The sequence below is a fragment of the Megamonas funiformis genome, from assembly GCF_010669225.1.
Lineage (GTDB): Bacteria > Bacillota > Negativicutes > Selenomonadales > Selenomonadaceae > Megamonas > Megamonas funiformis.
This window is the reverse complement of the sequence record NZ_CP048627.1, coordinates 178,823-202,862: the sequence shown is the minus strand read 5'-3', so window position 1 is coordinate 202,862 and position 24,040 is coordinate 178,823. Positions and strand designations below refer to the sequence as shown.

Annotated in this window: 21 protein-coding genes, 2 riboswitches and 1 other annotated feature; of the genes, 11 read left to right on the top strand and 10 right to left on the bottom strand. The window is 33.3% G+C overall.

Translation table 11 applies throughout. The features are described from left to right. Positions 1–180: 180 nt before the first annotated feature. The 6 genes from GXM21_RS00905 to GXM21_RS00880 all read left to right on the top strand — a co-directional run bounded on the left by GXM21_RS00905 (position 181) and on the right by GXM21_RS00880 (position 5,254). The gene (locus tag GXM21_RS00905) at positions 181–756 is read left to right on the top strand and encodes a TMEM165/GDT1 family protein (RefSeq protein ID WP_008540084.1); all 576 of its coding nucleotides are present in this window, start codon (positions 181–183) and stop codon (positions 754–756) included. 74 nt (positions 757–830) lie between these two features. Beyond that, positions 831–1,445, top strand: a complete 615-nt coding sequence (locus tag GXM21_RS00900; protein ID WP_008540085.1) for a DedA family protein — start codon at positions 831–833, stop codon at positions 1,443–1,445. Positions 1,446–1,447: 2 nt separating this feature from the next. Then, positions 1,448–2,206 carry a nickel pincer cofactor biosynthesis protein LarB gene (gene larB, locus GXM21_RS00895; protein WP_008540086.1) on the top strand — a complete coding sequence of 253 codons (759 nt, stop codon included), beginning with the start codon at positions 1,448–1,450 and terminating at the stop codon, positions 2,204–2,206. A 178-nt stretch (positions 2,207–2,384) separates the two neighbouring features. Beyond that, positions 2,385–2,849: a nickel pincer cofactor biosynthesis protein LarC2 gene (larC2, locus tag GXM21_RS00890; RefSeq protein ID WP_008540087.1), complete on the top strand. Its 465-nt coding sequence runs from the start codon at positions 2,385–2,387 to the stop codon at positions 2,847–2,849. Next, positions 2,842–3,654, top strand: coding sequence for an ATP-dependent sacrificial sulfur transferase LarE (gene larE, locus GXM21_RS00885; RefSeq protein ID WP_008540088.1), 813 nt, complete (start codon positions 2,842–2,844; stop codon positions 3,652–3,654). Before larC2 ends, larE begins: the two co-directional genes overlap by 8 nt. 280 nt (positions 3,655–3,934) lie before the next feature. Next, positions 3,935–5,254: a dicarboxylate/amino acid:cation symporter gene (locus tag GXM21_RS00880; protein WP_008540089.1), complete on the top strand. Its 1,320-nt coding sequence runs from the start codon at positions 3,935–3,937 to the stop codon at positions 5,252–5,254. Between the two features lie 105 nt (positions 5,255–5,359). On the opposite strand, the gene GXM21_RS00875 is transcribed toward GXM21_RS00880, so the two are convergent. Continuing rightward, positions 5,360–5,878 (bottom strand): hypothetical protein, encoded by a 519-nt coding sequence (locus tag GXM21_RS00875; RefSeq protein ID WP_008540090.1) that lies wholly within the window; start codon positions 5,876–5,878, stop codon positions 5,360–5,362. A gap of 66 nt (positions 5,879–5,944) precedes the next feature. Continuing rightward, positions 5,945–9,694 (bottom strand): phosphoribosylformylglycinamidine synthase, encoded by a 3,750-nt coding sequence (locus GXM21_RS00870; RefSeq protein WP_008540092.1) that lies wholly within the window; start codon positions 9,692–9,694, stop codon positions 5,945–5,947. A gap of 281 nt (positions 9,695–9,975) precedes the next feature. Between GXM21_RS00870 and GXM21_RS00865 the strand changes: the two genes are divergently transcribed. The 4 genes from GXM21_RS00865 to GXM21_RS00850 all read left to right on the top strand — a co-directional run bounded on the left by GXM21_RS00865 (position 9,976) and on the right by GXM21_RS00850 (position 13,563). Then, positions 9,976–10,605, top strand: a complete 630-nt coding sequence (locus GXM21_RS00865) for a DUF47 domain-containing protein (protein WP_008540094.1) — start codon at positions 9,976–9,978, stop codon at positions 10,603–10,605. Next, positions 10,598–11,596 carry an inorganic phosphate transporter gene (locus GXM21_RS00860; RefSeq protein WP_008540097.1) on the top strand — a complete coding sequence of 333 codons (999 nt, stop codon included), beginning with the start codon at positions 10,598–10,600 and terminating at the stop codon, positions 11,594–11,596. The genes GXM21_RS00865 and GXM21_RS00860 overlap by 8 nt, the downstream gene beginning before the upstream one ends. Positions 11,597–11,642: 46 nt before the next feature. Further along, positions 11,643–11,838 (top strand) — a binding site (T-box leader). Between the two features lie 79 nt (positions 11,839–11,917). Then, the gene (locus GXM21_RS00855) at positions 11,918–12,397 is read left to right on the top strand and encodes an Lrp/AsnC family transcriptional regulator (RefSeq protein WP_008540100.1); all 480 of its coding nucleotides are present in this window, start codon (positions 11,918–11,920) and stop codon (positions 12,395–12,397) included. Continuing rightward, positions 12,394–13,563: an aminotransferase class I/II-fold pyridoxal phosphate-dependent enzyme gene (locus GXM21_RS00850; RefSeq protein WP_008540101.1), complete on the top strand. Its 1,170-nt coding sequence runs from the start codon at positions 12,394–12,396 to the stop codon at positions 13,561–13,563. Before GXM21_RS00855 ends, GXM21_RS00850 begins: the two co-directional genes overlap by 4 nt. 41 nt (positions 13,564–13,604) lie before the next feature. On the opposite strand, the gene lpdA is transcribed toward GXM21_RS00850, so the two are convergent. From lpdA to glyA, 8 genes are all read right to left on the bottom strand, one after another. Further along, positions 13,605–14,945: a dihydrolipoyl dehydrogenase gene (lpdA, locus tag GXM21_RS00845; protein ID WP_039881505.1), complete on the bottom strand. Its 1,341-nt coding sequence runs from the start codon at positions 14,943–14,945 to the stop codon at positions 13,605–13,607. Positions 14,946–15,056: 111 nt separating this feature from the next. After that, a complete protein-coding gene (tnpB, locus tag GXM21_RS00840; RefSeq protein ID WP_163604661.1) occupies positions 15,057–16,166 on the bottom strand; it encodes an IS200/IS605 family element RNA-guided endonuclease TnpB in 1,110 nt (369 codons plus the stop codon). Positions 16,167–16,781: 615 nt separating this feature from the next. Continuing rightward, positions 16,782–17,765, bottom strand: coding sequence for a lipoate--protein ligase (locus tag GXM21_RS00835; RefSeq protein WP_008540108.1), 984 nt, complete (start codon positions 17,763–17,765; stop codon positions 16,782–16,784). Between the two features lie 6 nt (positions 17,766–17,771). Continuing rightward, complete coding sequence (gene gcvPB / locus GXM21_RS00830; RefSeq protein WP_008540110.1) at positions 17,772–19,208, bottom strand: aminomethyl-transferring glycine dehydrogenase subunit GcvPB; 1,437 nt, start codon at positions 19,206–19,208, stop codon at positions 17,772–17,774. A gap of 2 nt (positions 19,209–19,210) precedes the next feature. Continuing rightward, positions 19,211–20,524 carry an aminomethyl-transferring glycine dehydrogenase subunit GcvPA gene (gene gcvPA / locus GXM21_RS00825; protein ID WP_008540112.1) on the bottom strand — a complete coding sequence of 438 codons (1,314 nt, stop codon included), beginning with the start codon at positions 20,522–20,524 and terminating at the stop codon, positions 19,211–19,213. A 20-nt stretch (positions 20,525–20,544) separates the two neighbouring features. Beyond that, the gene (gene gcvH / locus GXM21_RS00820; protein WP_008540113.1) at positions 20,545–20,925 is read right to left on the bottom strand and encodes a glycine cleavage system protein GcvH; all 381 of its coding nucleotides are present in this window, start codon (positions 20,923–20,925) and stop codon (positions 20,545–20,547) included. A gap of 39 nt (positions 20,926–20,964) precedes the next feature. After that, positions 20,965–22,056, bottom strand: coding sequence for a glycine cleavage system aminomethyltransferase GcvT (gene gcvT / locus GXM21_RS00815; protein ID WP_008540115.1), 1,092 nt, complete (start codon positions 22,054–22,056; stop codon positions 20,965–20,967). Positions 22,057–22,139: 83 nt separating this feature from the next. After that, a complete protein-coding gene (glyA, locus tag GXM21_RS00810) occupies positions 22,140–23,390 on the bottom strand; it encodes a serine hydroxymethyltransferase (RefSeq protein WP_163604660.1) in 1,251 nt (416 codons plus the stop codon). Between the two features lie 113 nt (positions 23,391–23,503). Then, a riboswitch (glycine riboswitch) is annotated at positions 23,504–23,564 on the bottom strand. 3 nt (positions 23,565–23,567) lie between these two features. After that, positions 23,568–23,651: riboswitch (glycine riboswitch) on the bottom strand. A gap of 134 nt (positions 23,652–23,785) precedes the next feature. On the opposite strand from glyA, the gene GXM21_RS00805 reads away from it, so the two are divergent. Beyond that, positions 23,786–23,995, top strand: coding sequence for a DUF4405 domain-containing protein (locus tag GXM21_RS00805; RefSeq protein ID WP_008540118.1), 210 nt, complete (start codon positions 23,786–23,788; stop codon positions 23,993–23,995). The last annotated feature ends 45 nt before the right edge of the window (positions 23,996–24,040 follow it).

The window sequence follows — 24,040 nt, the reverse complement described above, 5'->3', positions numbered from 1 at the left end:
TAAGTCAACATACTGATGAACGACGAAATTCATCTGGCTTATTCGTTGATGTTTTACATCAATAGTGAGACTTTTGGTATAGATTAGTTACACTAAGTGTATCAGTCTATACTAGAAGTCTCTTTTTTTATTCCCTTTTATCAAATAAATTTAATTTATTTTAAGGAGAGATTTAATCTTATGTTTGCATTTTCAACAGCGTTTATCATGGTGGTTCTTGCCGAAATGGGTGACAAAACTCAATTATTAGCTATGGCTTTTGCCACAAAATATCCATGGAAGAAAGTCATGTTTGGTATTTTAGTTGCTACTATTTTAAATCACTTTGTAGCAATCGCTGCTGGTATTTATTTGCATTCTTTTATTCCTAAAGACATCGTTGAACTCGTTGCTTCTATTGCTTTTATTGTCTTTGGTCTTTGGATTTTAAAAGATGATGAACTCGGTAATGAAGCTGAAAAAAATCATTTTAGCATCTTTTGGACTGTAGCTATCGCCTTTTTCCTTGCCGAAATGGGAGATAAAACTCAACTCGCTACAGTAGCATTATCTGCTCAAATCGGTGCTGATATGCTTTCTATCTTAGTAGGTACAACTCTTGGTATGCTCGTTGCCGATGGACTTGGCATTTTATTAGGTGCTACTCTTCATAAATATGTACCTGATAGAGTCATCAAAAAATTTGCTTCATTAATCTTTATTCTCTTTGGTGCTGTTGGCATTTTACATGCTATGAATATCATAAATTTATATTAACTTAAATATTTTTATCGGTTATAATATATATAAGGATTATCTTATAATTTAACAATAGAAAGGACTAATTTTTAATGGAACAATTTTCAACAATCTTTTTGAGTTTTATTGATACTTGGGGCTATGTTGCTGTAGCTGTACTAATGGGGCTTGAAAATGCTTGTATTCCAATTCCTAGTGAATTAATCTTAGGTTTTGCTGGATATCTCATCTTTGCTGGCAAAATGGAATTTTTCCACGCTACTGTTGCTGGTATGATTGGCGGTATGGTAGGTTCTATCATCACTTATTATATCGGTGCTAAAGGTGGCAAACCTTTTGTAGATAAATATGGTAAATATTTCTTCATGAAAAAATCTCATGTAGACACTGCTCAAGAATGGTTTGATAAATATGGTATTAAAGCTGTATTCTTCAGCAGATTACTCCCTGTAGTTCGTACATTTATCTCTTTACCTGCAGGTTTTGCCAAAGTAAATATGAAGAAATTCATCATCTATACTTTTATTGGTTCCCTTCCTTGGACTATGTTCATCTTATACATCGGTATGATACTTGGCGAAAATTGGAAAACTATGCTTGCTGTAGGTCATGAAGCAAGTTTAGTTGTAAGTGCTATTCTTGTTCTCACTTGCGCTTTTTACTATATTCGCTGGAAACGCAATAAAAAAAAGGCCGTTAAACAATAAATATGGACACTACTCAATTATTAGATTTACTTCACGATTATAAACAAGGAAATATCTCTGACGAAACTATGCTTCAATCACTTCAAGATAATCAAGGTTTTGAAGACATTGGTTTTGCCAAGATTGACCATGACCGAGCAAAAAGACAAGGATTTCCTGAAGTAATTTATTGTGCAGGTAAAACTAATGAGCAAATAGCTGATATTTTCGCTCACCTTTATCAAAAAAGTGAGCAAAATATAATTGCCTCTCGTGCTACTTTAGAAAATTATCAAGCTGTACTAGCAAAAGTAAAAGATGCAAAATATGACGAATTTGCACGTATTATCTATGTTGATAGAGATACTATGCCTATTGATGATAAACGTTTTATTCTCGTCATGACAGCTGGTACAAGTGACATACCTGTCGCTAAAGAAGCAGGTCTTACTGCTCAACTGATGGGAAATAAAGTACAATATTGCTTTGATGTAGGCGTTGCAGGTATTCATCGTCTACTCAGTAAAAAAGATTTGATTGATAAGGCTAATGTAATCATCGTTGCTGCTGGTATGGAAGGAGCTTTGGCTAGTGTTGTTGGTGGTCTTGCCAATAAACCAGTAATTGCTGTGCCTACAAGCGTAGGTTATGGTGCTTCCTTTCATGGATTAACAGCATTGCTTTCTATGTTAAATAGTTGCGCTGCTGGCGTTGCCGTAATGAATATTGACAACGGTTTTGGCGCTGGTCGATTAGCTAGCATGATTAATCATATGCGTTAAATCATTAATATTAAAAATAAGAAGCATAAAAGTTTAGATGAACTGCACCCCAAAAGTTGGATACAAAACAACTTTTGGGGTGCAGTTCATTTTATTTAAGCTAAAATCTACTTTCTTGCCTAAATAAAAATTCTAATTTAATATATAATTAAATTTACAACAAATGACAGGTGAAAAAATGAACGATTATATTATAGAAAAATTACTTATACTATCTTGTAATATAGATGATTTCAATCCTCAAAATTATGAATATATCTCGCAAAAACTCTTTGAGCATAATGCTTTAGATGTTTGGCTCACTCCTATTTATATGAAAAAATCCCGCTCAGCTAATACTTTATCTGTTCTAATCCGTCCTGAAGATAAAGAAAATTGCCTTGATATTATATTCAGTGAAACGACAACGCTTGGCATACGTGAAGAAATAATCACTCGCTATAGTCTAAATAGAGAATTTAAATCCATCACCACGCCATATGGTCAAGTAAAATGTAAAATAGCTAAAAAAGGCGATAAAATCCTAAATATATCCGCTGAATATGAAGATTGTAAACAATTAGCCCAAAAACACAATGTACCATTAAAAACAATTCAACAAACAGCATTATTTCTAGCAAACGAGGAACTAAAACATGAATAAACAACAACAATTAATCGAATTACTAAAATCTTACCAATCTGTAGCTGTAGCTTTTTCTGGTGGTGTAGATAGCTCTGTACTTGCTAAGGCAACACAAATTGCTCTAGGAGATAAAGCTATCGCCATCACTGCTGTATCTGAATTAATAACTACTAATGAAATATCTGACGCTAAAAAAGTTGCTAAACTCATTGGCATAAAACATGAATTATTCACTGTAGATGATTTAGCTGATAAAAAATTCACCTGCAATGATAAAATGCGTTGCTATCATTGCCATATCAATCGCTTTAAACTTTTAGAAGATTTTTGTCAGAAAAATAATTATAACTATCTTTTAGAAGGCTCTAATGAAGATGATAAAGGTGATTATCGTCCTGGTATGCTCGCTTTAAAAGAATTTAAATTAACAAAATCACCTTTTTTAGAATTGCACATTACTAAAGATGAAATCCGCCAAATGGCGAAAGACTGGAATTTACCTGTTTGGAATAAACCTAGCTCTGCTTGTCTTGCCTCTCGTTTAATTTATGGTCTTGAAGTTACTCCTGAAAGATTAAATCAAGTTGCTAAAGCAGAAGATATACTTCATAAATTTTTACAAGGTCAAATTCGCGTACGCCATCACGGAGATTTAGCGCGCATAGAAGTAGAGACAAATGAAGTCCCTAAATTATTTACCAATCCTCTTAAAGATTTAATTCATAAAGAATTTCAAAAACTAGGTTTTAAATTTATCACTGTAGATTTAATAGGTTATCAAAAAGGTAGTAATAACGTGATATTAGACAATAATCCATTTTGATTAAACTTTTTATTTTAACTAAAACATTTATAAATACTATAAAATAATCTATTTTTTCTAAGCTTGATGACAAAATGAATTACTTTTTATGTTGACAAGTCCTTATTTATTTTTGATAATGTAAATAGTAAAAAATAAAATCACATTACTCTTTTATTTTTTATGCACTTTAAAACGATTGACATGTTTACATCAAAATCGTATAATCTTTTTCATACATATATTGTATGAATTAATTATATATGTATATACAATATTAAAGAGAGAAGAGGGATTACATATGGCTGATAATAAAAAACAAGTCAATGTTAAAGAAACCGCTCAAAGTGCTATCCGCGAAAGCAAAGCTAAATCTTCTCAAGGACGTCAGTTCTTATTATGGTTTGGTGCACTCATTCTAGGTGGCATTTTAGGCTGGCTCGGTATCCAACCTTTAAATGAATTTTTCAATTTTGTAGCTACTGTATTTACGCGTTTATTCCAATTCATTGCAGTTCCTACAATCGCTCTAGCAGTTATCACTACTTTAGCTGCACTTGGTAATAATAAAGATACAAGTCGTATCTTTTCTCATGCACTATTTTATACTTTATTCACCACAATCTGTGCAGCAGCTACAAGTCTTTGTCTTTATTTATGGATTTCTCCAGGAAATCTTCCTATGGATATTATCAATGCCGGTCAAGAAGCTGTACCTATGCAAAAATTAGGCGCACTTTCTTATTATGACCACTTCTTATCTGTAATTCCAAATAATGTTCTACAGCCATTTTTAACTGGTAATGTTTTATCTGTTATGTTGATTTCTGCGGCTGTTGGTCTAGCTTTAGCTTTCATGCCAAAAACAGATAATCGTGAACAATTATTAAAAGTAATCAACGGTTTACAAGAATTATCCTTCACACTTATTCGTGCATTACTTTATGTTTTACCACTTGGTATCATCGCTTTTGCAGGTCAATTATCAGCTCAAATTGAAGCTGGTGTTATCGTTGGCGCTTTAGGAAAATATACTGCTGTAGTAATTGGTGGTAATGCTATTCAATTCTTTATCATTTTACCTTTAATCATGCTTCTTCGTGGATTAAATCCAGTTAAAGTTTTCCGTAAAATGGCTCCTGCTCTTGCCGTAGCTTTATTTACAAAAAGCTCTGCCGGAACTTTACCTGTAACACTTGCTTGTGCAGAACAAAATTTAAAAGCCAATCCAAAAGTTTCTCGTTTCGTCTTACCAATTTGTACAACTATCAATATGAATGGTTGTGCTGCATTTATCTTAGTAACCTCTTTATTCGTAATGCAAAATGCTGGTTTTGAATTATCCATGACTACTATGATTACATGGTTATTTATATCCGTTATTGCCGCTGTTGGTAATGCAGGCGTTCCTATGGGTTGCTATTTCTTGACTTTATCTCTTATGTCCTCTATCGGTGCTCCAATCGGTTTACTTGGTATCATCTTACCAATTTATACCATCATCGATATGATTGAAACAGCTGAAAATGTTTGGTCAGACTCTGCTGTTTGTGCTATGACAGATAATGATTTAAAAGGAAAATTAGACGATAGCGAAATTCCAAATACTAGTATTCTCTAAAATTTAAAATTAAAATATAAAAACCTCGAGAAGTTTTTAACTACACTCGAGGTTTTTTATTTCTATATTTATTTTATAACTAATTATATAAATAGTATAAAATAATTACCAATCAGTTCCTACATAAATTTCTGTAATAATATTATTTTTATCAACAAAAAAACACATTACTGGTTGAAAATAATGTCGTTTTTCATCATCCCAATCATAAGAATAATAAAATTTATTACGATAAGAATCATATTCTTTTTTCACTGTTCCATACATACCAGCTACTGTTTCATACGGTATACCTACCGTTAATCCAGATTGTGTTGATAATGAATTATTTTTTAAAGTATAACCCACAACAATAAGCTCTGATTCAGGTCTAGGATCTCTTGAGCCTGTTCTACCTGTAATAGAAAAATATGGAGAATATATATATGTAACACCCCTTACACCATCAGAATTAAACCATCTCTTTTCTTTAGGTTGACCATAAACACTAGCAACATATTCTAATGTACAACCTGGACCTACCCCACCAACAAATAATTCAGATTTAGGCAACCAATGTGCTAAACATATATTTGAAAAACTATATACTAAACATATAGTAAAAATAAATAATATTTTTCTCATCTTTTCATCTCCTAAAAAAATAGACAAGGTAATATATACCCTGTCTATTTTTATATCTATTATTTTTTATTTAAAGTAAGCTACGCCAGCTTCAAATAATTTTTGGTCTTTTGCACCTGGAACATTTTTCGCTACATATTTGCCAATACGTTCGGAGTGTCCCATTTTACCTAAGATACGACCATCTGGACTTGTGATACCTTCGATAGCCCATACAGAACCATTTGGATTTACTTCAATATCCATAGATGTATCGCCATTTGCATTTACATATTGAGTTGCAATCTGACCATTAGCTTTTAATTGAGCTAAAACTTCTGGACTTGCACAGAAGCGACCTTCACCATGAGAAACAGCAATAGTATGAATATCTCCTACTTTTACGTTATTAAACCATGGAGAGAGATTAGATACAACTTTTGTTTCTACCATGCAAGATACGTGACGACCAATTTCATTGTATGTGAGTGTTGGATTTTCTGGTGTTAATTCTTGAATATCACCAAATGGTACAAGACCTAATTTGATGAGAGCTTGGAAACCATTGCAGATACCGAGCATTAAACCATCACGGTTTTTGAGTAAATCGCGAACAGCTTCTGTAATACGTGGATTTCTAAACATAGCAGCAATGAATTTACCAGAACCATCTGGTTCGTCCCCACCACTGAAACCGCCTGGAAGCATGATAATCTGAGATTTTTCAATGCCTTTTACAATAGCTTCAACAGATTCTTCAACCATGGAAGGAGTCAAGTTTTTAATAACGAGAGTTTCAGCTTGACCACCTGCACGATTAAATGCTTTAGCAGTATCATATTCACAGTTTGTACCTGGGAATACTGGAATGAAAATTCTTGGTTTAGCAAAAGAAGTTGGAGCTTTAGCAATGCTAGTTGCTGTATAAAGTTCACTTTGTTTTGTTTCACCAGTAGATTTACGTACATGAGTTGGGAAAATCTGTTCAAGTGGCTGAGTATATGCTGTTTCAATTTCATCAAGGGAAATTTTTACATCGCCACAGATAATTGCTTTGTCTGCAATTACACTACCAAGTTCATATGCACCTACAAATTCATTTAAATCTACATCTTCATTTAATTCAAGAATGATTGTACCATAATCGCAAGCGAATAACTCTTTTGTATCAAAGCCATCAGCAAAAGCAAAACCGAGTTGTTCACCAAGTGTCATTTTGCTGATTGCACTAGCAATACCGCCAACGCCTACAGTTTTTGCACTTGCAACTTTACCTGCATGAATTAATTCATAAACTTTATTGAAGTTAGCAGTCAATGTATCAATAACTGGCATTTCAAATTCATCACGCGTTGCTTTAACTACGATAACTTTATGTCCTGCTTGTTTAAATTCAGGAGATACAACTTTATCTGCTTCTACCATATCAAGAGCAAAAGCGATTAAAGAAGGTGGTACTGTCATATCCATGAATGTACCAGACATGGAGTCTTTACCGCCAATAGCAGCTGTACCGAATTTATGCTGTGCCCATAATGCACCTAAAAGTGCAGCAAATGGTTTACCCCATTTTTCGCTATCTTTACCAAGGCTTTCAAAATATTCTTGGAGAGTTAAGCGAACTTTTGCATAATCACCGCCGATAGCTACGATTTTTGTAATAGCTTCTACGATAGAATATACTGCACCATGGAATGGGCTCCAGCTCATGAGATATGGATTGAAACCAAATGTCATAGCAGTAGCTGTATTTGTAGAACCTTCTAATAATGGTAATGTAGCTACCATACCTTCTGCTGGTGTCATTTGACGTTTACCACCAAATGGCATAAGCACAGTATTAGCACCGATTGTAGAGTCGAATTGTTCACTTAAACCTTTTTGACTGCATACATTTAAATCTTTTAAAGTATTAAGCCAAGCATCTTTTACTGAGCCCTCTACTTGTTTTGCTTGTTCAAAATATGTTTCGCCTTCTGGCATTTTTACTACAGCATCAGTATGCTGTTTTACACCGTTTGTCTGAAGGAAAGAACGTTTAATGCTAACGATATCATTACCACGCCAATTCATAACAAGACGAGGTTCTTTAGTTACAGTTGCCACAAGTGTTGCTTCAAGATTTTCTTTTGCAGATTCAGCTATGAATTTATCTGCATCTTTAGCATCTACAACAACTGCCATACGTTCCTGAGATTCAGAAATAGCAAGTTCTGTTCCATCAAGACCATCATATTTTTTCTTAACTTTATCAAGTTCAATTACAAGACCATCAGTTAATTCACCAATAGCTACGGCTACACCGCCTGCACCAAAGTCATTACAACGTTTGATCAAACGACTAACTTCTGGATTTCTAAATAATCTTTGTAATTTACGTTCAGTTGGAGGATTACCTTTTTGTACTTCTGCACCACAATGTGTTAAAGATTCAATAGTATGTTCTTTAGAAGAACCTGTTGCACCACCGATACCATCACGGCCAGTACGTCCACCAACTAAAATAACTACATCACCTGGTTGTGGTTCAAAACGAAGTACATTTTCTTTTGGAGCTGCAGCTACTACTGCACCGATTTCAAGACGTTTTGCTGCATAACCTTCATGATAAACTTCATGAACCTGTCCTGTTGCCAAACCAATCTGGTTACCATAAGAACTATAACCATGTGCTGCACCACGAGTAATTTTACGCTGTGGTAATTTACCTTTAATTGTTTCTTCAAGACTACGACGAGGATCAGCACTACCTGTTACACGCATAGCTTGATATACATAAGAACGACCAGAAAGTGGGTCACGGATAGCACCACCAAGGCAAGTTGCCGCACCACCAAATGGTTCAATTTCAGTAGGATGATTGTGAGTTTCGTTTTTAAACATTACAAGCCAATCTTCTTGCTTTCCATCAATATTGGCTTTTACGACAATACTACAAGCATTGATTTCTTCAGATACGTCTAGGTCTTGTAATTTGCCTTCTTCACGAAGTTTACGCATACCCATTACAGCGATGTCCATTAAAGTAACATCTTTATGAGTTCTACCTAATGCTTCACGGTCATTTAAATATAACTGATAAGCATTTTTTATTGTTTCTTTATATTTACCTTCTTCAATATCAACATTGTCGATAGCTGTTGTAAATGTAGTATGACGACAATGGTCAGACCAATAAGTATCAATAACGCGAATTTCAGTAATACTAGGATCACGTTTTTCTTCTTTAGCAAAATATTCTTGACAGAATTTCAAATCTTCTTCACTCATTGCTAAGCCCATTTCATTTCTTAAAGCAATAAGTTGGCTATCATTCATAGAAATAAAGCCTGTAAGTATTTTTACATCAGCTGGTTCTTCCATAACCATTGCAAGTGTTTCAGGTTTTTCAAAAGAAGCTTCTCTAGATTCTACAGCATTAATGCAGTAATTTTTTATTTTAGCAAAAATTTCATCATCAATATTACCAATTAAAGCAATTACTTTTGCACTGCGGATAACTGGACGTTCTTTCTGTGTAACGAGCTGTACACACTGTGCAGCTGAATCAGCAGTCTGGTCAAATTGACCTGGAAGAGCTTCTACTGCAAATACACGAGCATTTGCTATTTCTGGTAATTCTTCTTCATAAATTACATCTACTGGTGGTTCATAAAATACAACTGGTTTTGTCTGTGCATATTCTGCATCAGTTAATCCTTCAATATCATATCTACGGATAACTCTTACTTGTTCTATTCCTTCAATTGCAAATAACTCTTTTAAATCAGCAAAGAGTTTCTGAGCTGGAATATCAAAACCTTGGCGTTTTTCAACATACAATCTTCTAACTGACAATTTTATTCCTCCTGTAAATTAAGAAAAAAACTCACTTCTATTGTACATTAGAAAACCTATGATGTCTATTATTATGAACAAGAAAAGCTATTGTTTATAGATTTATTTTCATATCCATTAATATATAAATTTTCACTAAAATAATAAATCCTTCAATTTTACTTAGATTTTACCAAAAATATATTTATTCTTCTTATTAGGCTTTTATACTTATTTTCAGTATGAAAATTCCAATAAAAAACCAATAAAAAACCAATAAAAAACTTCAGGAGGATTATTTTATGTTTGATATCGGAAACAAACACTATGAATTTTTTGATATGCTCAATCAACATGCTAAATATTTTAACCAAGGTTCCAAAATAATGTATGATGTAATGATTAATTACGATACAGCTCAAACCAAAATGGAAGAAATAAAAACTGTTGAAAAACAAGCTGATTTAGTTACAGCAGAAACTGTACAAAAGTTAAATCAAGTATTCATCACTCCAATTGACCGTGAAGATATTTTCGCTCTTTCTTATGGTTTAGATGATGGTGTTGATAATATTCATGGTAGTCTTGAACGAGTTATCATGTATGAAGCAGGTCAACCAAAAACAGATGGGCCAGCAAAATTATCTCAACTTTTAATTAAAGCTACAGATGAATTAGTAAAAGCTACTGCTTTATTAAAAGATATTCGTAAAAATCATAATGAAATACTTGAATGTACTAATCGCATCTTAACCTATGAAAGCCAAGGAGATACACTCTATCGCAGTGAAATGTCTTCATTATTCAAAACTGAAAAAGACCCTATTGCTCTTGTAAAATGGAAAGACATTCTTCAATGCCTTGAAGATACTCTCGATCAGACTAAACATATTTCTGACACATTAAAAGGAGTTGTTATGAAGTATGCTTGAGCAAGCTTCCATTTTAATTTTTATCGTTATCGCTTTAGCTCTTATTTTCGATTTTGTAAATGGTTTCCACGATACAGCTAATGCTATTGCGACTTGTGTATCTACTCGTGCAGTATCTCCAGCAGTAGCTATCATTATGTCTGCTATTTTAAATTTTGCTGGTGCTATGATTAGTACAGGCGTTGCCAAAACCATCGGTGGCGATATAGTTCAATCTGCTTCTATGGTAAATGAAATCATCATTATCGCTGCTTTAGCTGGTGCCATTATTTGGAATTTAATAACATGGTGGTTTGGTATGCCAAGTAGTTCTTCTCATGCTTTAGTTGGTGGTATCATTGGTGCTGTAATCATTTCTGTTGGCTTTATGGGATTAAATGGCTATGGTATTTTAAAAATATTTTTATCCTTAGTACTTTCTCCTCTTGCTGCCATGGCAATTGGTTGGATTATACTACATATTATTTTTGCTATCTGTCATTCCATGAGACCAGCTACTGTCAATGATAATTGCAATCGTCTCCAAGTAATTTCTGCTGCTTTAATGGCATTTGCTCATGGTTCTAACGACGCACAAAAATCCATGGGGATTATCACACTTGCTCTTTTAAGCGGTGGCTATATCGGTGCTTTAGAAGTACCTACTTTTGTAAAAATATCATGTGCTTTTGCTATGGCTCTCGGTACTTCTTTTGGTGGTTGGAAAATCATCAGAACTGTTGGCGGGAAAATCTTCCGCATGCAACCTGTTCATGGATTTTCTGCTGATTTAAACTCAGCTGTAGTAATCTTTGGCGCTACACTTCTACATTTACCAGTATCTACTACGCATGTAGTTTCTGGTTCTATCATGGGTGTAGGTGCTGCCCAACGTGTTAAAGCTGTACATTGGGACGTTGCTCGTCAAATGCTTGTTGCTTGGCTTATGACAATTCCATGTACTGCAATTTTATCTGCTATTGTATATTTAATTTTACATTTATTCATCTAACACTTGATTTTTATTCTAATTTCATGTTAACATTATTACACATATATAAAATGCAATGAGCGGAAAAGTATAATTTTGTTGACTTTCAGAGAAATAGCGGTTGGTGCGAGCTATCAAGCGATAAAATTAGAAAGCTACCCGTGAGCACCTAGCAAAACTAGGCGCTATGCCAGCGATATCGGCATTAAGTGAGCTATTTGCTAACTAAGGTGGTACCACGGGAGAAGACCCTCGTCCTTTATTGGACGAGGGTCTTTGTTTTTTCGCTAAAATAAAGATTACTAAATTACTATTCATTAAACTTACTAAGGAAGTGATTTTATGCGTGAACTATTAGAATTACTAGAACATGATGGACGTCGTTCAATCAAAGAACTTGCTACGATGCTTGGTCGTTCTGAATATGAAATAGAAGAACAAATGAAAAAGCTAGAAAAAGAAAAAATTATTCTTGGCTACAACACTATGATTGACTGGGAAAAATACGGAGATGATAGCGTTTCTGCTATGATTGAAGTCAATGTTACTCCACAGCGTGAATTTGGTTTTGATGCTATCGCCGAAAGAATTTATCGTTTTGATGAAGTAAAAACTGTTTATCTAATGTCTGGTAGCTTTGATTTATTAGTTATCATTGAAGGTAAATCTTTAAAAAATGTAGCTGACTTTGTCGCTCGTCGTCTTTCTACAATCGAAGGCGTTACTTCTACACGCAGTCATTTTATGCTCAAACCTTATAAAAAAGATGGTATTATCATTGATGATAAAGAAACTGACCATAGATTGGTGGTATCACCATGATTGATTGGAATAAAAATTTAGCAACTACTGTACAACATACAAAACAATCTGGTATTCGCCGTTTTTTTGATATTGCTTCCACTATGGAAGATGTCATCAGTCTTGGTATTGGTGAACCTGATTTTGTAACACCTTGGACTATTCGCGAAAGCTGTATCTATGGCTTAGAACGTGGATATACTGCATATACTAGCAATAAAGGCCTTTATGAATTACGTCATGCCATCACACATATGTACGAAAGAGATTTTCAAGTAAAATACAATCCTAATGATGAAGTACTCATCACTGTTGGCGTTAGTGAAGCTGTTGACCTTGCTATGCGTGCTATTTTAAATCCTAATGATGAAATTTTAATTCCAGAGCCATGCTATGTATCTTATGCAGCTTGTGCTACTTTAGTTGGTGCCAAAGCTATTGCTGTACCTACTAAATCAGAAAATGAATTTAAAGTAACTCCTGAAGATTTAGAAAAACATATTACGCCAAAGACAAAAGCATTATTAATCGGCTATCCTAACAATCCAACAGGAACAATTTTAGAATATGATGAATTACTCGCTATTGCTAATTTTGCCCAAAAACATAATTTAATTGTCATATCCGATGAAATTTATGGCGATTTAACTTATGGCGAACGTAAACATATTTGTTTTTCTGCTCTACCTGATATGAAAGAACGCAGTATCATTTTAAACGGTTTTTCTAAAGCATATGCTATGACAGGCTGGCGCCTTGGTTATGCCTTAGCACCAAAACCTGTAATTGATGCTATGAATAAAATTCATCAATACACTATGATTTGCGCACCAATAACAGCTCAAATAGCTGGACTTGAAGCAATTCGCAATGGTCAAAAGCATATGAAAAAAATGGTAGCTGAATATGACCGCCGTCGTCGTTTAATCTATGAAGGCTTTACTAGCATGGGATTAAAATGCTTTGAACCTAAAGGAGCATTTTATATTTTCCCTGATATTTCTAGCACCGGTCTTTCTTCTGAAGAATTCGCTGAACAATTACTTCTCCGTCAACATGTAGCAGTAGTTCCTGGCACTGCTTTTGGTGAATGTGGTAAAGGATTTATCAGAGCTTCTTATGCTACTTCTGTAGATAATATAAGCGGTGCTCTTGCTCGCATAAAAAATTTCTTAGATAATTTATAAAGAAAAAAGCTGATGTAAATTAAATTACATCAGCTTTTTTATTATTCTACAGCTTTACCAATAGCTTCATTAAATGTTGGGTGTGGGAATATTATTTTCTGTAGGTCTGCTAGCGTTAATTCTTGTTGAATAGCTTGTGTAAATTGACTAATCATATCTGTAGCATGAGCACACATCATTTGTGCTCCCAAAATACAATCAGTTTCTTTATCCACTATTATTTTTATAAATCCTCTCTCTTGTAAGGATAATACAGTTTTTCCATTAGCACCCATAGGATATTTTATGGTTTTTACATTAATTCCTTGAGCTTTAGCTTCATCAAGAGTCATACCTATAGAGGCGATTTCTGGATTAGTATAAATACAACTAGGTATTAATTTCATATTATAAATTGGCACTCTGCCTAACATATAACAAACTGCATTTATTGCTTCTGCTGTAGCAACATGAGCTAATTGTATACCACCAATAACATCTCCACTAGCATAGATATTTTCTATATTTGTTTGGTAATTTTCATTTACTTTTATCTTACCTCTATCAGTTTCTATTGATAAATCATCAGCAAAAAGATTTTGAGTATATGCTCTTCTACCTACAGCCATCAATACTTTATCTGCTGATATGATATATTCTGCATCTTTTTGTAGATACTTACAATTATATTTCTTTGTTTCTTCGTTATAGCTTATTTCTTGGACTAATGCTTTTGTTTGAATTTCCACATTGCGTTTACTCAATAACATTTTTAAACTTTGTGCAAATTCTTTATCCATATTAGCTAAAATTCTATCTAATGCTTCTAAAATAATGACTCTTTTTCCTAAGGAAGCATATAAAAAAGCAAATTCAATACCAATAACGCCACCGCCAATAATAGCTATTTGCTCATATACATTTTCATCATTTAATAATTCATCGCTATTTATAGTCAATTCAGCACCTTTTATTTGGGGCATAGCTGGCACTGAACCTGTGGCGATTAAAATATTTTTAACTTCAATATTTTCTACTTTTTCATCACTTTGAATTGCTATCTCATGTTCGCCAACAATCTTAGCACAACCTTTGATTATCGTTACTTTATGCATTTTCATCAATTTAGCTATGCCTTCACGAAGTTTTTGTATCACATCTTGCTTATGCAATTGCATTTTTTTCATATCAAAGGATAATGCTTGATAATCTAATCCTATTATGTCCGCTTGATTAGTCATCTCACGATATAAATCAGCTGTATGCAATAATGTTTTTGTGGGTATACAACCATTATTCAAACAAGTTCCACCAAGCTCTGATTTTTCAATTAAAGCTGTTTTCAATCCTTGTTTAGCAGCAAAAACTGCTGCTTCATATCCTGCTGGACCTGCCCCAATTATTGCTAACTGAACCTCCCACGACTAAAATCACGGGATTCTCGGTCAAGTATTCTAACGAATACAGTATCTCCGAGCTATCCCCATAGTTCCTACGGTTCTTGTATATATTATTTATGCTATGTTTAATATTCTTAATCCTTCATTTCTAATATTTATAGCTGCATTTACATCTCTATCATGATATGTTTTACATTTAGGACAGTTCCACTTTCTAACATTTAAGTTTTTTACTTCAGTATTTTTATATCCACAAACATGACACAATTGGCTTGAAGGATAAAATTTATCTATTTTGACAATAATTTTGCCAAACCATTTGGCTTTATATGTTAGTTGTCTCATAAACTCTGACCAGCTGACATCAGCTATATTTCTTGCTAATTTATGATTTTTCATCATGTTTTCAACCTGCAAATCTTCAAGACAGATTACATCATAATTTCTGATAAGTTGACATGTCACTTGATGAAGTAAATTATGTCTTTGGTTGGCAATTCTATCATGCAATTTAGCCACTTTTACTCTAGCCTTTTCCCAATTTGAGCTTCCTTTTGTTTTTCGAGAAAGCTCTCTTTGGAGTTTAGCTAATCTAGTCAGTGATTTTTGCAAGTATTTAGGATTGCTATATTTTACTGCATCTGAGGTTATGACAAAATCCTTTATCCCTAAATCTAAGCCAACATATTTATTCGTTTTGATGAATTCAGGTTGAGGCAGGTCTGTACAACATAGTGCAACGTAATATTTTCCACTAGGAGTCTGTGATACTGTCGCACTTAAAATTCTACCTTCTATTTGGCAATATTTATCTCTTGTTTTAATCTTGCCTATTTTAGGTAATTTTATTTTATTTCCTAAAAATACAATGTTGTTATTTGTCATATTTGTTTTGTACGATTTATACCGATTCTTTTTAGATTTGAATTTAGGAAAACCTGCTTTTTGTCTATTAAAAAAGTTTTTATAAGCTGTATCTAAATTTTTTAAAGCATTTTGTAAAGAGGATTTATCTGGTTCTTTGAGCCACTTTTTTTCTTTTTTTAATTGAGTAAGCTCTTTTGAACATTCATTATAACCTATGCACTTCTTACTTTGTTCATATGCTTTAATTCTTCTATCTAAAAAGTAATTATATATAAAACGTACACAGCCAAAAGTTTTTTGAAGTAAACACTCTTGTGTTTTGTTAGGGTATATCCTAAATTTATAAGCTCTTTCCATAATAAACACTTACGCTTTCTTTTGATATACTATCATCTAATATAATCATTACATATCTATAGTAATATAGCAAGTGTTTATATATTTTTAAATAACATATACAAGAACTCTAGGTTCTACTTTAGTCGTATTATGAGGTCTCGTTCATATAGAAACGCTACTTTCTATACAGTTCTCTTATGAACTTCCGTTACTTTCGTAACGGCACAGACTATATCTTATCCCTCAGCTTTACCTGTTAGAGTCTGTCCACTTCCTCAGTCAATCGCTTACTGAGTACTTCCCTCAAGAGGAATAGTCGTTGAACGTTCTCCTATTTGGAGCTTCGCTGCTGATTATCCATTTTTCAGCACTTAGGATTTAACCTTATGCTATATATCTAATTTTTTCTGCTTTCGCCACATTCACGCTTAACTTTATTTCATGTTTACGTTGTAGTTCAGATATCTTTAGGAGTTTCCAGCAATTCAAACAGTATTGGATAGCTCTTTGTCTATCTCTACGTACATATTTCTATATACGCTGACTATTTTGTTCGCCTAACTCATGATTTAAATCACAAGTGTGCGGCTCACAATAATCAAAATTTTCCATAAATCACCACACCTTTATAATTTACAAATCATCTTGAATTAAAGTTATTAAATCTTTACTCATAATTTTATCTTCAGTTAAATTTTCTATCCGCTCAATTATATTTCTTTTTATATACAAACAATCTTTTAATGCTTCTTTCAATGATAAAATAAAATTTTGCTCCATAGCGTCAGAATATATCTCTATATCCTTGACTCTACCTTTATCTACATAAATATAAAATTCCACATTTCCCCATGAGAAACGTCTTTGCAAATGATTTGTAAATTGTATTTTCCGTCCAAAAATCCAATCCCAGTCGCTAAATTTTTGCATTAATTCATTTATCTTTAATTTATCAACAGAATTAATCACATAATCCACAGCTAAGCAATTATAAATTTTCTCTGCGGATATTTTTATCTGCTTACACATTGACTCTACTGTAATATCAGCATTATATTCTTTTAAATTTGTTACACGTGATTTTACAGAATCCACGCCTTTTGATTGTAATTTAGCTTTATCTACATTTAAGAATTTCAGCATTTGTTCACTATCTACCGATAGTAATAAAGTCCCATGATGATAACAAAAATCTCCTTGTTTATAAAAAGCATTTCCAGAAAACTTCTTTTGCTCAATAGTTATATCATTGCGACCTGTTTTTTCTGCTTTAATTCCTAAAGCTTGTACAGCCGTCAAAATTACGGATAATTGTCTATCTATATCATAATCTTCTTTTCTCACACAAAAAGTGAAATTCAAATTTCCCAAATCATGATAGACAGCACCGCCACCAGATAAACGGCGAGCTATTTTTCCACCATCTTGGATAAACTTTTCTACATGACATTCTTGCCAGGCATTTTGATTTCTGCCAATCACAATGGTGTGCTTATTTTGCCATAGATAAATTATCAATTCACCTTTATTTACAGTAGTAGTCAAATATTCTTCTTGAGCTAAATTATAATAGGGATTAAAGCCATCACCTCTTACAATTTTTATACTATTTATCATAATTAATCACTCTGCCTGATAGCGTAATATTGGTTTTCTTGCAGCTAAAACTTCATCTAAACGACGCACTACAGTATTAAGTGGCATTTCATGCATAATATCTGGATTTTCTATCGCAGTTTTATAAATTTCTTTATAAATTTTAATAGCTTCATCCATCTGTGCCTTGCCTTCTGTTTCTGTAGGTTCTACCATCAATGCTTCATGCACAATTAATGGGAAATACATTGTTGGTGGATGAATACCATAATCTAACATAGCTTTTGCTACATCTAAAGCAGATACATTATAATCATGTTTCAATTGTTCTAAGCTCATTACAAATTCGTGCATACAAATGCCATCATAAGCCATATTAAAAGTATCTGAAAGTTCTTGTTTCATATAATTAGCATTGAGTACAGCATTTGCCGAAGCTTCACTGATGCCTTCTTTGCCTAAAGTCATAATATAAGCTAATGCTTTCAATACTACGAGGAAATGACCATAAAATTCTTTTACCATACCATATGATTTTTCATAGCGCACTAAATCAAAATAATCATCTTTTTGCACTACTTGATATCCTGGTAAAAATTCTTGTAAAAATGCTTTACAACCAATAGGGCCACTTCCTGGGCCACCGCCACCATGTGGAGTTGCAAATGTTTTATGCAAATTAAGATGTACTACATCAAAGCCCATATCACCTGGACGAGCCCAACCCATTACAGCATTTAAATTTGCCCCATCATAATAACATAATCCGCCTACATCATGTATCAATTTGGTAATTTCTAAGATATTTTTATCAAAAATACCAACTGTATTTGGATTAGTTAACATCAAACCTGCAATATTTTCGCCTTCTTTAGCCACTACAGCTTTTAATGCTTCTATATCAACACAACCATCACTAGATGATGGAACAGAAATAACATCATAATTTACCATAGAAGCACTTGCTGGATTTGTGCCATGTGCAGAATCAGGAACAATTATTTTATGACGTTTTTCATCATTTCTGCTCTTATGATACGCTTTGATTAATAATAATCCGGAAAATTCACCATGCGCGCCAGCTGCTGGTTGGAAAGTCATTTTATCCATACCAGTTATTTCACATAAATAATCATTAGCCAAAGAAATTGCTTCTAATACACCTTGTACAGTTTTTCTATCTTGCAATGGGTGAATATTAGTAAAACCTTTGAAACTTGCTACTTCTTCATCAATTTTAGGATTGTATTTCATAGTACAAGAACCTAAAGGATAAAAACCATTATTTACGCCATGCACATTTTCTGCTAATTGCGTATAATGACGACTGATTTCATTTTCAGACAGCTCTGGTAAATTCAAATTCTCTTGACGTTTTGTAGGCAATTCTACTTTGGGAACATCACAAGGCGGTAAAATACTACATTGATGATTTTGTGTACTTTGTTCAAAAATTAAATTCATATCTACACCGCCTTTACTAATTCAACTAATTTATCAATTTCTTCTTTAGTATTCATTTCTGTAGCACACCATAATATTTCTCGTTCATTTAGTGGCAATCCACCTAAAATATTATTTTGAGCTAATTTATCCATAATATCTTGTGTATTTTTAGCAGAAACAGTAACGAATTCATGGAAATATGGTTGCTGATATTTTAAAGTCAAACCTGCTTTTGACAATTCTTCTGCTAAATAATGAGCTTTAGCTACTGACTGTTCTGCAACTTCAACTAAACCTTTAGCCCCCATAGTTGCAAGATAAATTGAAGCTACTAATGCACACCACTGCTGATTAGAACAGATATTAGAGCTAGCTTTTTCTCTGCGAATATGTTGTTCTCTTGCCTGCAATGTAAGTACGAAAGCTCTTTTTCCATCAACATCAACAGTTTGACCAACTAATCTGCCTGGCAATTTACGCATCATTTTATCAGTAGTCGCCATAAATCCTAAATATGGGCCGCCAAAACCAAGTGGTAAACCAAGTGGCTGAGCTTCTCCTACTACAATGTCAGCACCTGCTTGTGCTGGAGTTTGTAATACTGCCAAAGCTATCGGATTAGCGCCTACAATATATTTTGCTTTTACCTTATGCACTACTTTACCAAGTGCTACAAGGTCTTCAATATTACCAAGATAATTTGGCTGTTGCACATAAAAACAACTAGCTTCATTGTCTATCATTGTTTTTAGTGCTTCGATATCAGTAACGCCATTTTTTTCCGGCACTAATTCAACTTTTATATCATGACCAAAACTATACGTTTTAATAACTTCTATCACTTGTGGATTAGTAGTTGCTGATACATAAACAGTATTAGCTTTTTTGCGTTCATAACACATAGCTGTTGCTTCTGCTACTGCCGTTGCTCCATCATAAACAGAAGCATTTGCTATTTGCATACCAGTCAATTCGCAAATCATAGTCTGAAATTCAAATATAGCTTGTAATATTCCCTGACTTATTTCCGCCTGATATGGTGTATATGCTGTTACAAATTCTTCTTTACTTGCAATAGCTTTTACCACTGATGGAATGTAATGATTATACGCACCAGCTCCACGGAATATATATTTATAAACTTTATTTTTATCAGCTAAATCTTCAAATTTTCTTTTAACATCAAGTTCAGCTAAGCCTTTTGGTAAATTCAAGCCATCTTTCAATAACACTTCTTCGGGAATATCTTTATATAAATCCACGAAAGAATTAAGACCACATCTAGTTAATAATTCCTGCTGTTCTTTTTTACTATTGACTACATATGTTCCCATAAAATCACCTCAATAATTATTTAATCGAGAGTTTGTACATATTCTTCATATTCTTTGGCACTTAATAAATCTTCATGGTCAGTTAAATTGCTAACTTTAATAAACCATGCACCATAAGGATCACTATTAATAAGTGCTGGGTCATCAGCTAATTCTTCATTAACAGCTTCAATAGTAGCACTAACAGGAGAAAATACATCAGATACAGCTTTTACAGACTCTACATCAGCAAAAGTTTCACCTTTAACTACTTCATCGCCTTCTTCTGGTAAATTAACAAAAACTAAATCACCGAGTGCATCTTGAGCATAATCTGTAATACCGATTAAATAAGTTCCATCTTCTTGTTTTTGTACCCATTCATGAGATTTTACATATAATAATTCTTCTGGAAAGTTCATAATTTATTCCTCCTAAAAATTTATAAATTTATTTTCTCTTTATTTACTTCTTTTATAAAATGGTAATTTAACGATTTCCGCTTCAACCATACGACCACGTACATCAACTTGTACTTTTGTACCTACATCTTTATGTGCTACATCTACAATAGCTAAAGCCACTGCCTGTTTTAAATATGGACAATGTGTACCTGATGTAGTAATACCGATTTTTTCTCCATCAATATAAACATCTTGTGCTTCTCTAATAATTCCTTTTCCTGTAACTTTTAAGCCTACACGACGTCTAGTTGGTGCACCTTTTTGTTCTAATGCACTCTTACCGATAAAATCTGGTTTATCCATTTTTACAAAAATGCCTAAGCCTGCTTCTTTTGGAGAAATTTCATCATTCATTTCATGACCATAAAGTGGCATTGCAGCTTCTAAGCGCAAAGTATCTCTTGCACCTAAACCACAAGGAATTAAGCCATCTTCTTTGCCATTTTCTAATAATAAATTCCAAATAGCTGGAGCATATTTACTAGCTACATAGATTTCAAAACCATCTTCGCCTGTATATCCTGTGCGAGAAATAATGCAATCAATATCATCAATCTTAGCATCAAAAATACAAGTGTAATATTTTTGTGGAATATTTTTTTCATCAGTAACTTGAGCTAAAATATGTTCACTTTTTGGACCTTGTAATGCTAACTGAGCATATTCTGCTGAAACATCACTAAATTTTACATCACCAAAAGCATGTGCTTTCATCCATGCAAAATCTTTATCTTTATTAGCAGCATTGACTACAATAAAATACTTATGTTCATGCTGTTTATATACGATTAAATCATCAACTACGCCACCTTGTTCGTTGCACATTGGGCTATAGCGAGCATGATTAATATCTAAATCTGTATAATCATTGGATAATAACATATTTATATTTGCTAGAGCATCTTCACCTTCACAAATTATTTCGCCCATATGTGATACATCAAATAAGCCACAAGCTGTACGCACTGCTAAATGTTCTTTAATTACTCCTGTAGCATATTGAACAGGCAAACTGTACCCTGCAAATTCCACCATTTTACCATGACATTTAAGATGTTCTTCATATAATGGTGTTTTTAATAAATCCATATACATTCCCTCCTTGTAATTATTACCGACACTAAAATTTGATGTTTTTATATACTTAATTGTCCAACTGACAAACCGATATTTTAAGCTTCATATAATGGGAATTTCTTACAAATAGCTTGAACTTTTGCTTTTGCTGCTTCAATAACAGCGCTATCTTCACGGTTTTCGATAACATCAGCAATGATATCTGCTACCTCACGGATATCTTCTTCTTTTAATCCTCTAGTTGTAAGTGCTGGTGTTCCTAGGCGAATACCACTTGTTACAAATGGGCTTAGTGGTTCAAATGGAATTGTGTTTCTATTTGCTGTAATACCTATTTCATCTAATAAGAATTGAGCTTCTTTTCCTGTGATATTTTTAGAGCGCAAATCTACCAGCATTAAATGATTATCTGTACCACCTGATACAATTCTAAATCCTTTTTTCACAAGTTCATCTGCTAGGGCTTTTGCATTATCTAAAACTTGTTGCTGATAAACTTTAAATTCATCACTTAGCGCTTCTTTAAATGCTACTGCTTTTGCTGCCACTACGTGCATCAATGGGCCACCTTGAATACCAGGGAAAATAGCTTTATTGAATTGTTTACCAAATTCTGCATCACGACAGAGGATTAAACCACCACGAGGTCCTCTAAGTGTTTTATGTGTAGTTGTTGTTACTACATCTGCATATGGCACTGGGCTTGGATGAAGTCCTGCTGCTACTAAACCTGCAATATGTGCCATATCTACCATGAAATATGCACCTACAGATTTTGCAATCTGTGCCATGCGTTCAAAATCGATAACTCTAGAATAAGCACTAGCTCCACCAACGATTAATTTTGGTTGATGTTCTTTTGCTAATCTTTCTAATTCATCATAATCGATGCGTTCAGTTTCTTTATCCACACCATAAGGAATAATTTTAAAATATTTACCAGAAATATTTACAGGGCTACCATGTGTTAAATGACCACCATCTGTAAGGTTCATACCTAAAATAGTATCTCCTGGCTGTAGCAAAGCAAAATATACTGCTGTATTTGCTTGTGCTCCAGAATGTGGTTGTACATTTGCATATTCTGCACCAAATAATTTTTTAGCACGATCTATAGCTAATTGCTCTACAATATCAACATATTCACAACCACCATAATAGCGTTTGCCTGGATAACCTTCTGCATATTTATTTGTAAGTATACTTCCTTGAGCTTGCATAACGGCTGTGCTAACGATATTTTCTGAAGCAATCATTTCTAATTTTTCACGTTGACGAGAAAGTTCTTGGTCTATTGCTTTTTGTATTTCTGGGTCAACTGTTTTTAAATTTGTTAATAAATCCATGGCTACGCCTCCTGTTATTAAATAATTACTTTATTTTTATTTATAATATTCTTTTATATTTAAAACTAATTTCTATTTTTTCGCACAAAAAAGAGCGCATGAAAATTCATGCGCTCTGTCTTTTGTACCTGAAAGATTTTTCTTCTTCGGTGCAAATTTAATTGCTTTCCAGAGTTTCGTCCGTATACGGTCCTTTTGCCTGAGAGTTTGTGCCTCTTTCACCTTCGGCGTTGCTATCGCAATCTCTCCCGTATCGATCAACCGAATATCTAGGTTTATAATATCATTTAATTCAAAATAATGCAACAATATAAAAAATTTTTTTATATTTAATTCAAAACTTAAGATAATTTTAATATTTATTCGTTATAATAAAGAAAAGGAGTTGATCAAAAATGAAAACACGTATGCATATTACGTTTATTTTACTAGCCATATCTTTTATCATAATTGCGTTTACTGGAATTTGTATGGATTTTAAAATTTTAATACTGCCAAAAACATTATCTAAACCGTTGCATATATATTTAGGTTATTTTATGATTATACTCGTTATCATTCATTTAATTGATAATCGCAGATGGATAAAAAATATCTTTAAGTAAAGTCCTTTGACTTTACTTATTTTTTTTGCTATATTATATAGACCA

Coding starts and splice junctions, on each gene's coding strand:
- GXM21_RS00905 (WP_008540084.1), top strand. CDS start 181: ATGTTTGCATTTTCAACAGCGTTTATCATGGTGGTTCTTGCCGAAATG.
- GXM21_RS00900 (WP_008540085.1), top strand. CDS start 831: ATGGAACAATTTTCAACAATCTTTTTGAGTTTTATTGATACTTGGGGC.
- larB (WP_008540086.1), top strand. CDS start 1,448: ATGGACACTACTCAATTATTAGATTTACTTCACGATTATAAACAAGGA.
- larC2 (WP_008540087.1), top strand. CDS start 2,385: ATGAACGATTATATTATAGAAAAATTACTTATACTATCTTGTAATATA.
- larE (WP_008540088.1), top strand. CDS start 2,842: ATGAATAAACAACAACAATTAATCGAATTACTAAAATCTTACCAATCT.
- GXM21_RS00880 (WP_008540089.1), top strand. CDS start 3,935: ATGGCTGATAATAAAAAACAAGTCAATGTTAAAGAAACCGCTCAAAGT.
- GXM21_RS00875 (WP_008540090.1), bottom strand. CDS start 5,878: ATGAGAAAAATATTATTTATTTTTACTATATGTTTAGTATATAGTTTT.
- GXM21_RS00865 (WP_008540094.1), top strand. CDS start 9,976: ATGTTTGATATCGGAAACAAACACTATGAATTTTTTGATATGCTCAAT.
- GXM21_RS00860 (WP_008540097.1), top strand. CDS start 10,598: ATGCTTGAGCAAGCTTCCATTTTAATTTTTATCGTTATCGCTTTAGCT.
- GXM21_RS00855 (WP_008540100.1), top strand. CDS start 11,918: ATGCGTGAACTATTAGAATTACTAGAACATGATGGACGTCGTTCAATC.
- GXM21_RS00850 (WP_008540101.1), top strand. CDS start 12,394: ATGATTGATTGGAATAAAAATTTAGCAACTACTGTACAACATACAAAA.
- tnpB (WP_163604661.1), bottom strand. CDS start 16,166: ATGGAAAGAGCTTATAAATTTAGGATATACCCTAACAAAACACAAGAG.
- GXM21_RS00835 (WP_008540108.1), bottom strand. CDS start 17,765: ATGATAAATAGTATAAAAATTGTAAGAGGTGATGGCTTTAATCCCTAT.
- gcvPB (WP_008540110.1), bottom strand. CDS start 19,208: ATGAATTTAATTTTTGAACAAAGTACACAAAATCATCAATGTAGTATT.
- gcvPA (WP_008540112.1), bottom strand. CDS start 20,524: ATGGGAACATATGTAGTCAATAGTAAAAAAGAACAGCAGGAATTATTA.
- gcvH (WP_008540113.1), bottom strand. CDS start 20,925: ATGAACTTTCCAGAAGAATTATTATATGTAAAATCTCATGAATGGGTA.
- gcvT (WP_008540115.1), bottom strand. CDS start 22,056: ATGGATTTATTAAAAACACCATTATATGAAGAACATCTTAAATGTCAT.
- glyA (WP_163604660.1), bottom strand. CDS start 23,390: ATGGATTTATTAACAAATTTAAAAACAGTTGACCCAGAAATACAAAAA.
- GXM21_RS00805 (WP_008540118.1), top strand. CDS start 23,786: ATGAAAACACGTATGCATATTACGTTTATTTTACTAGCCATATCTTTT.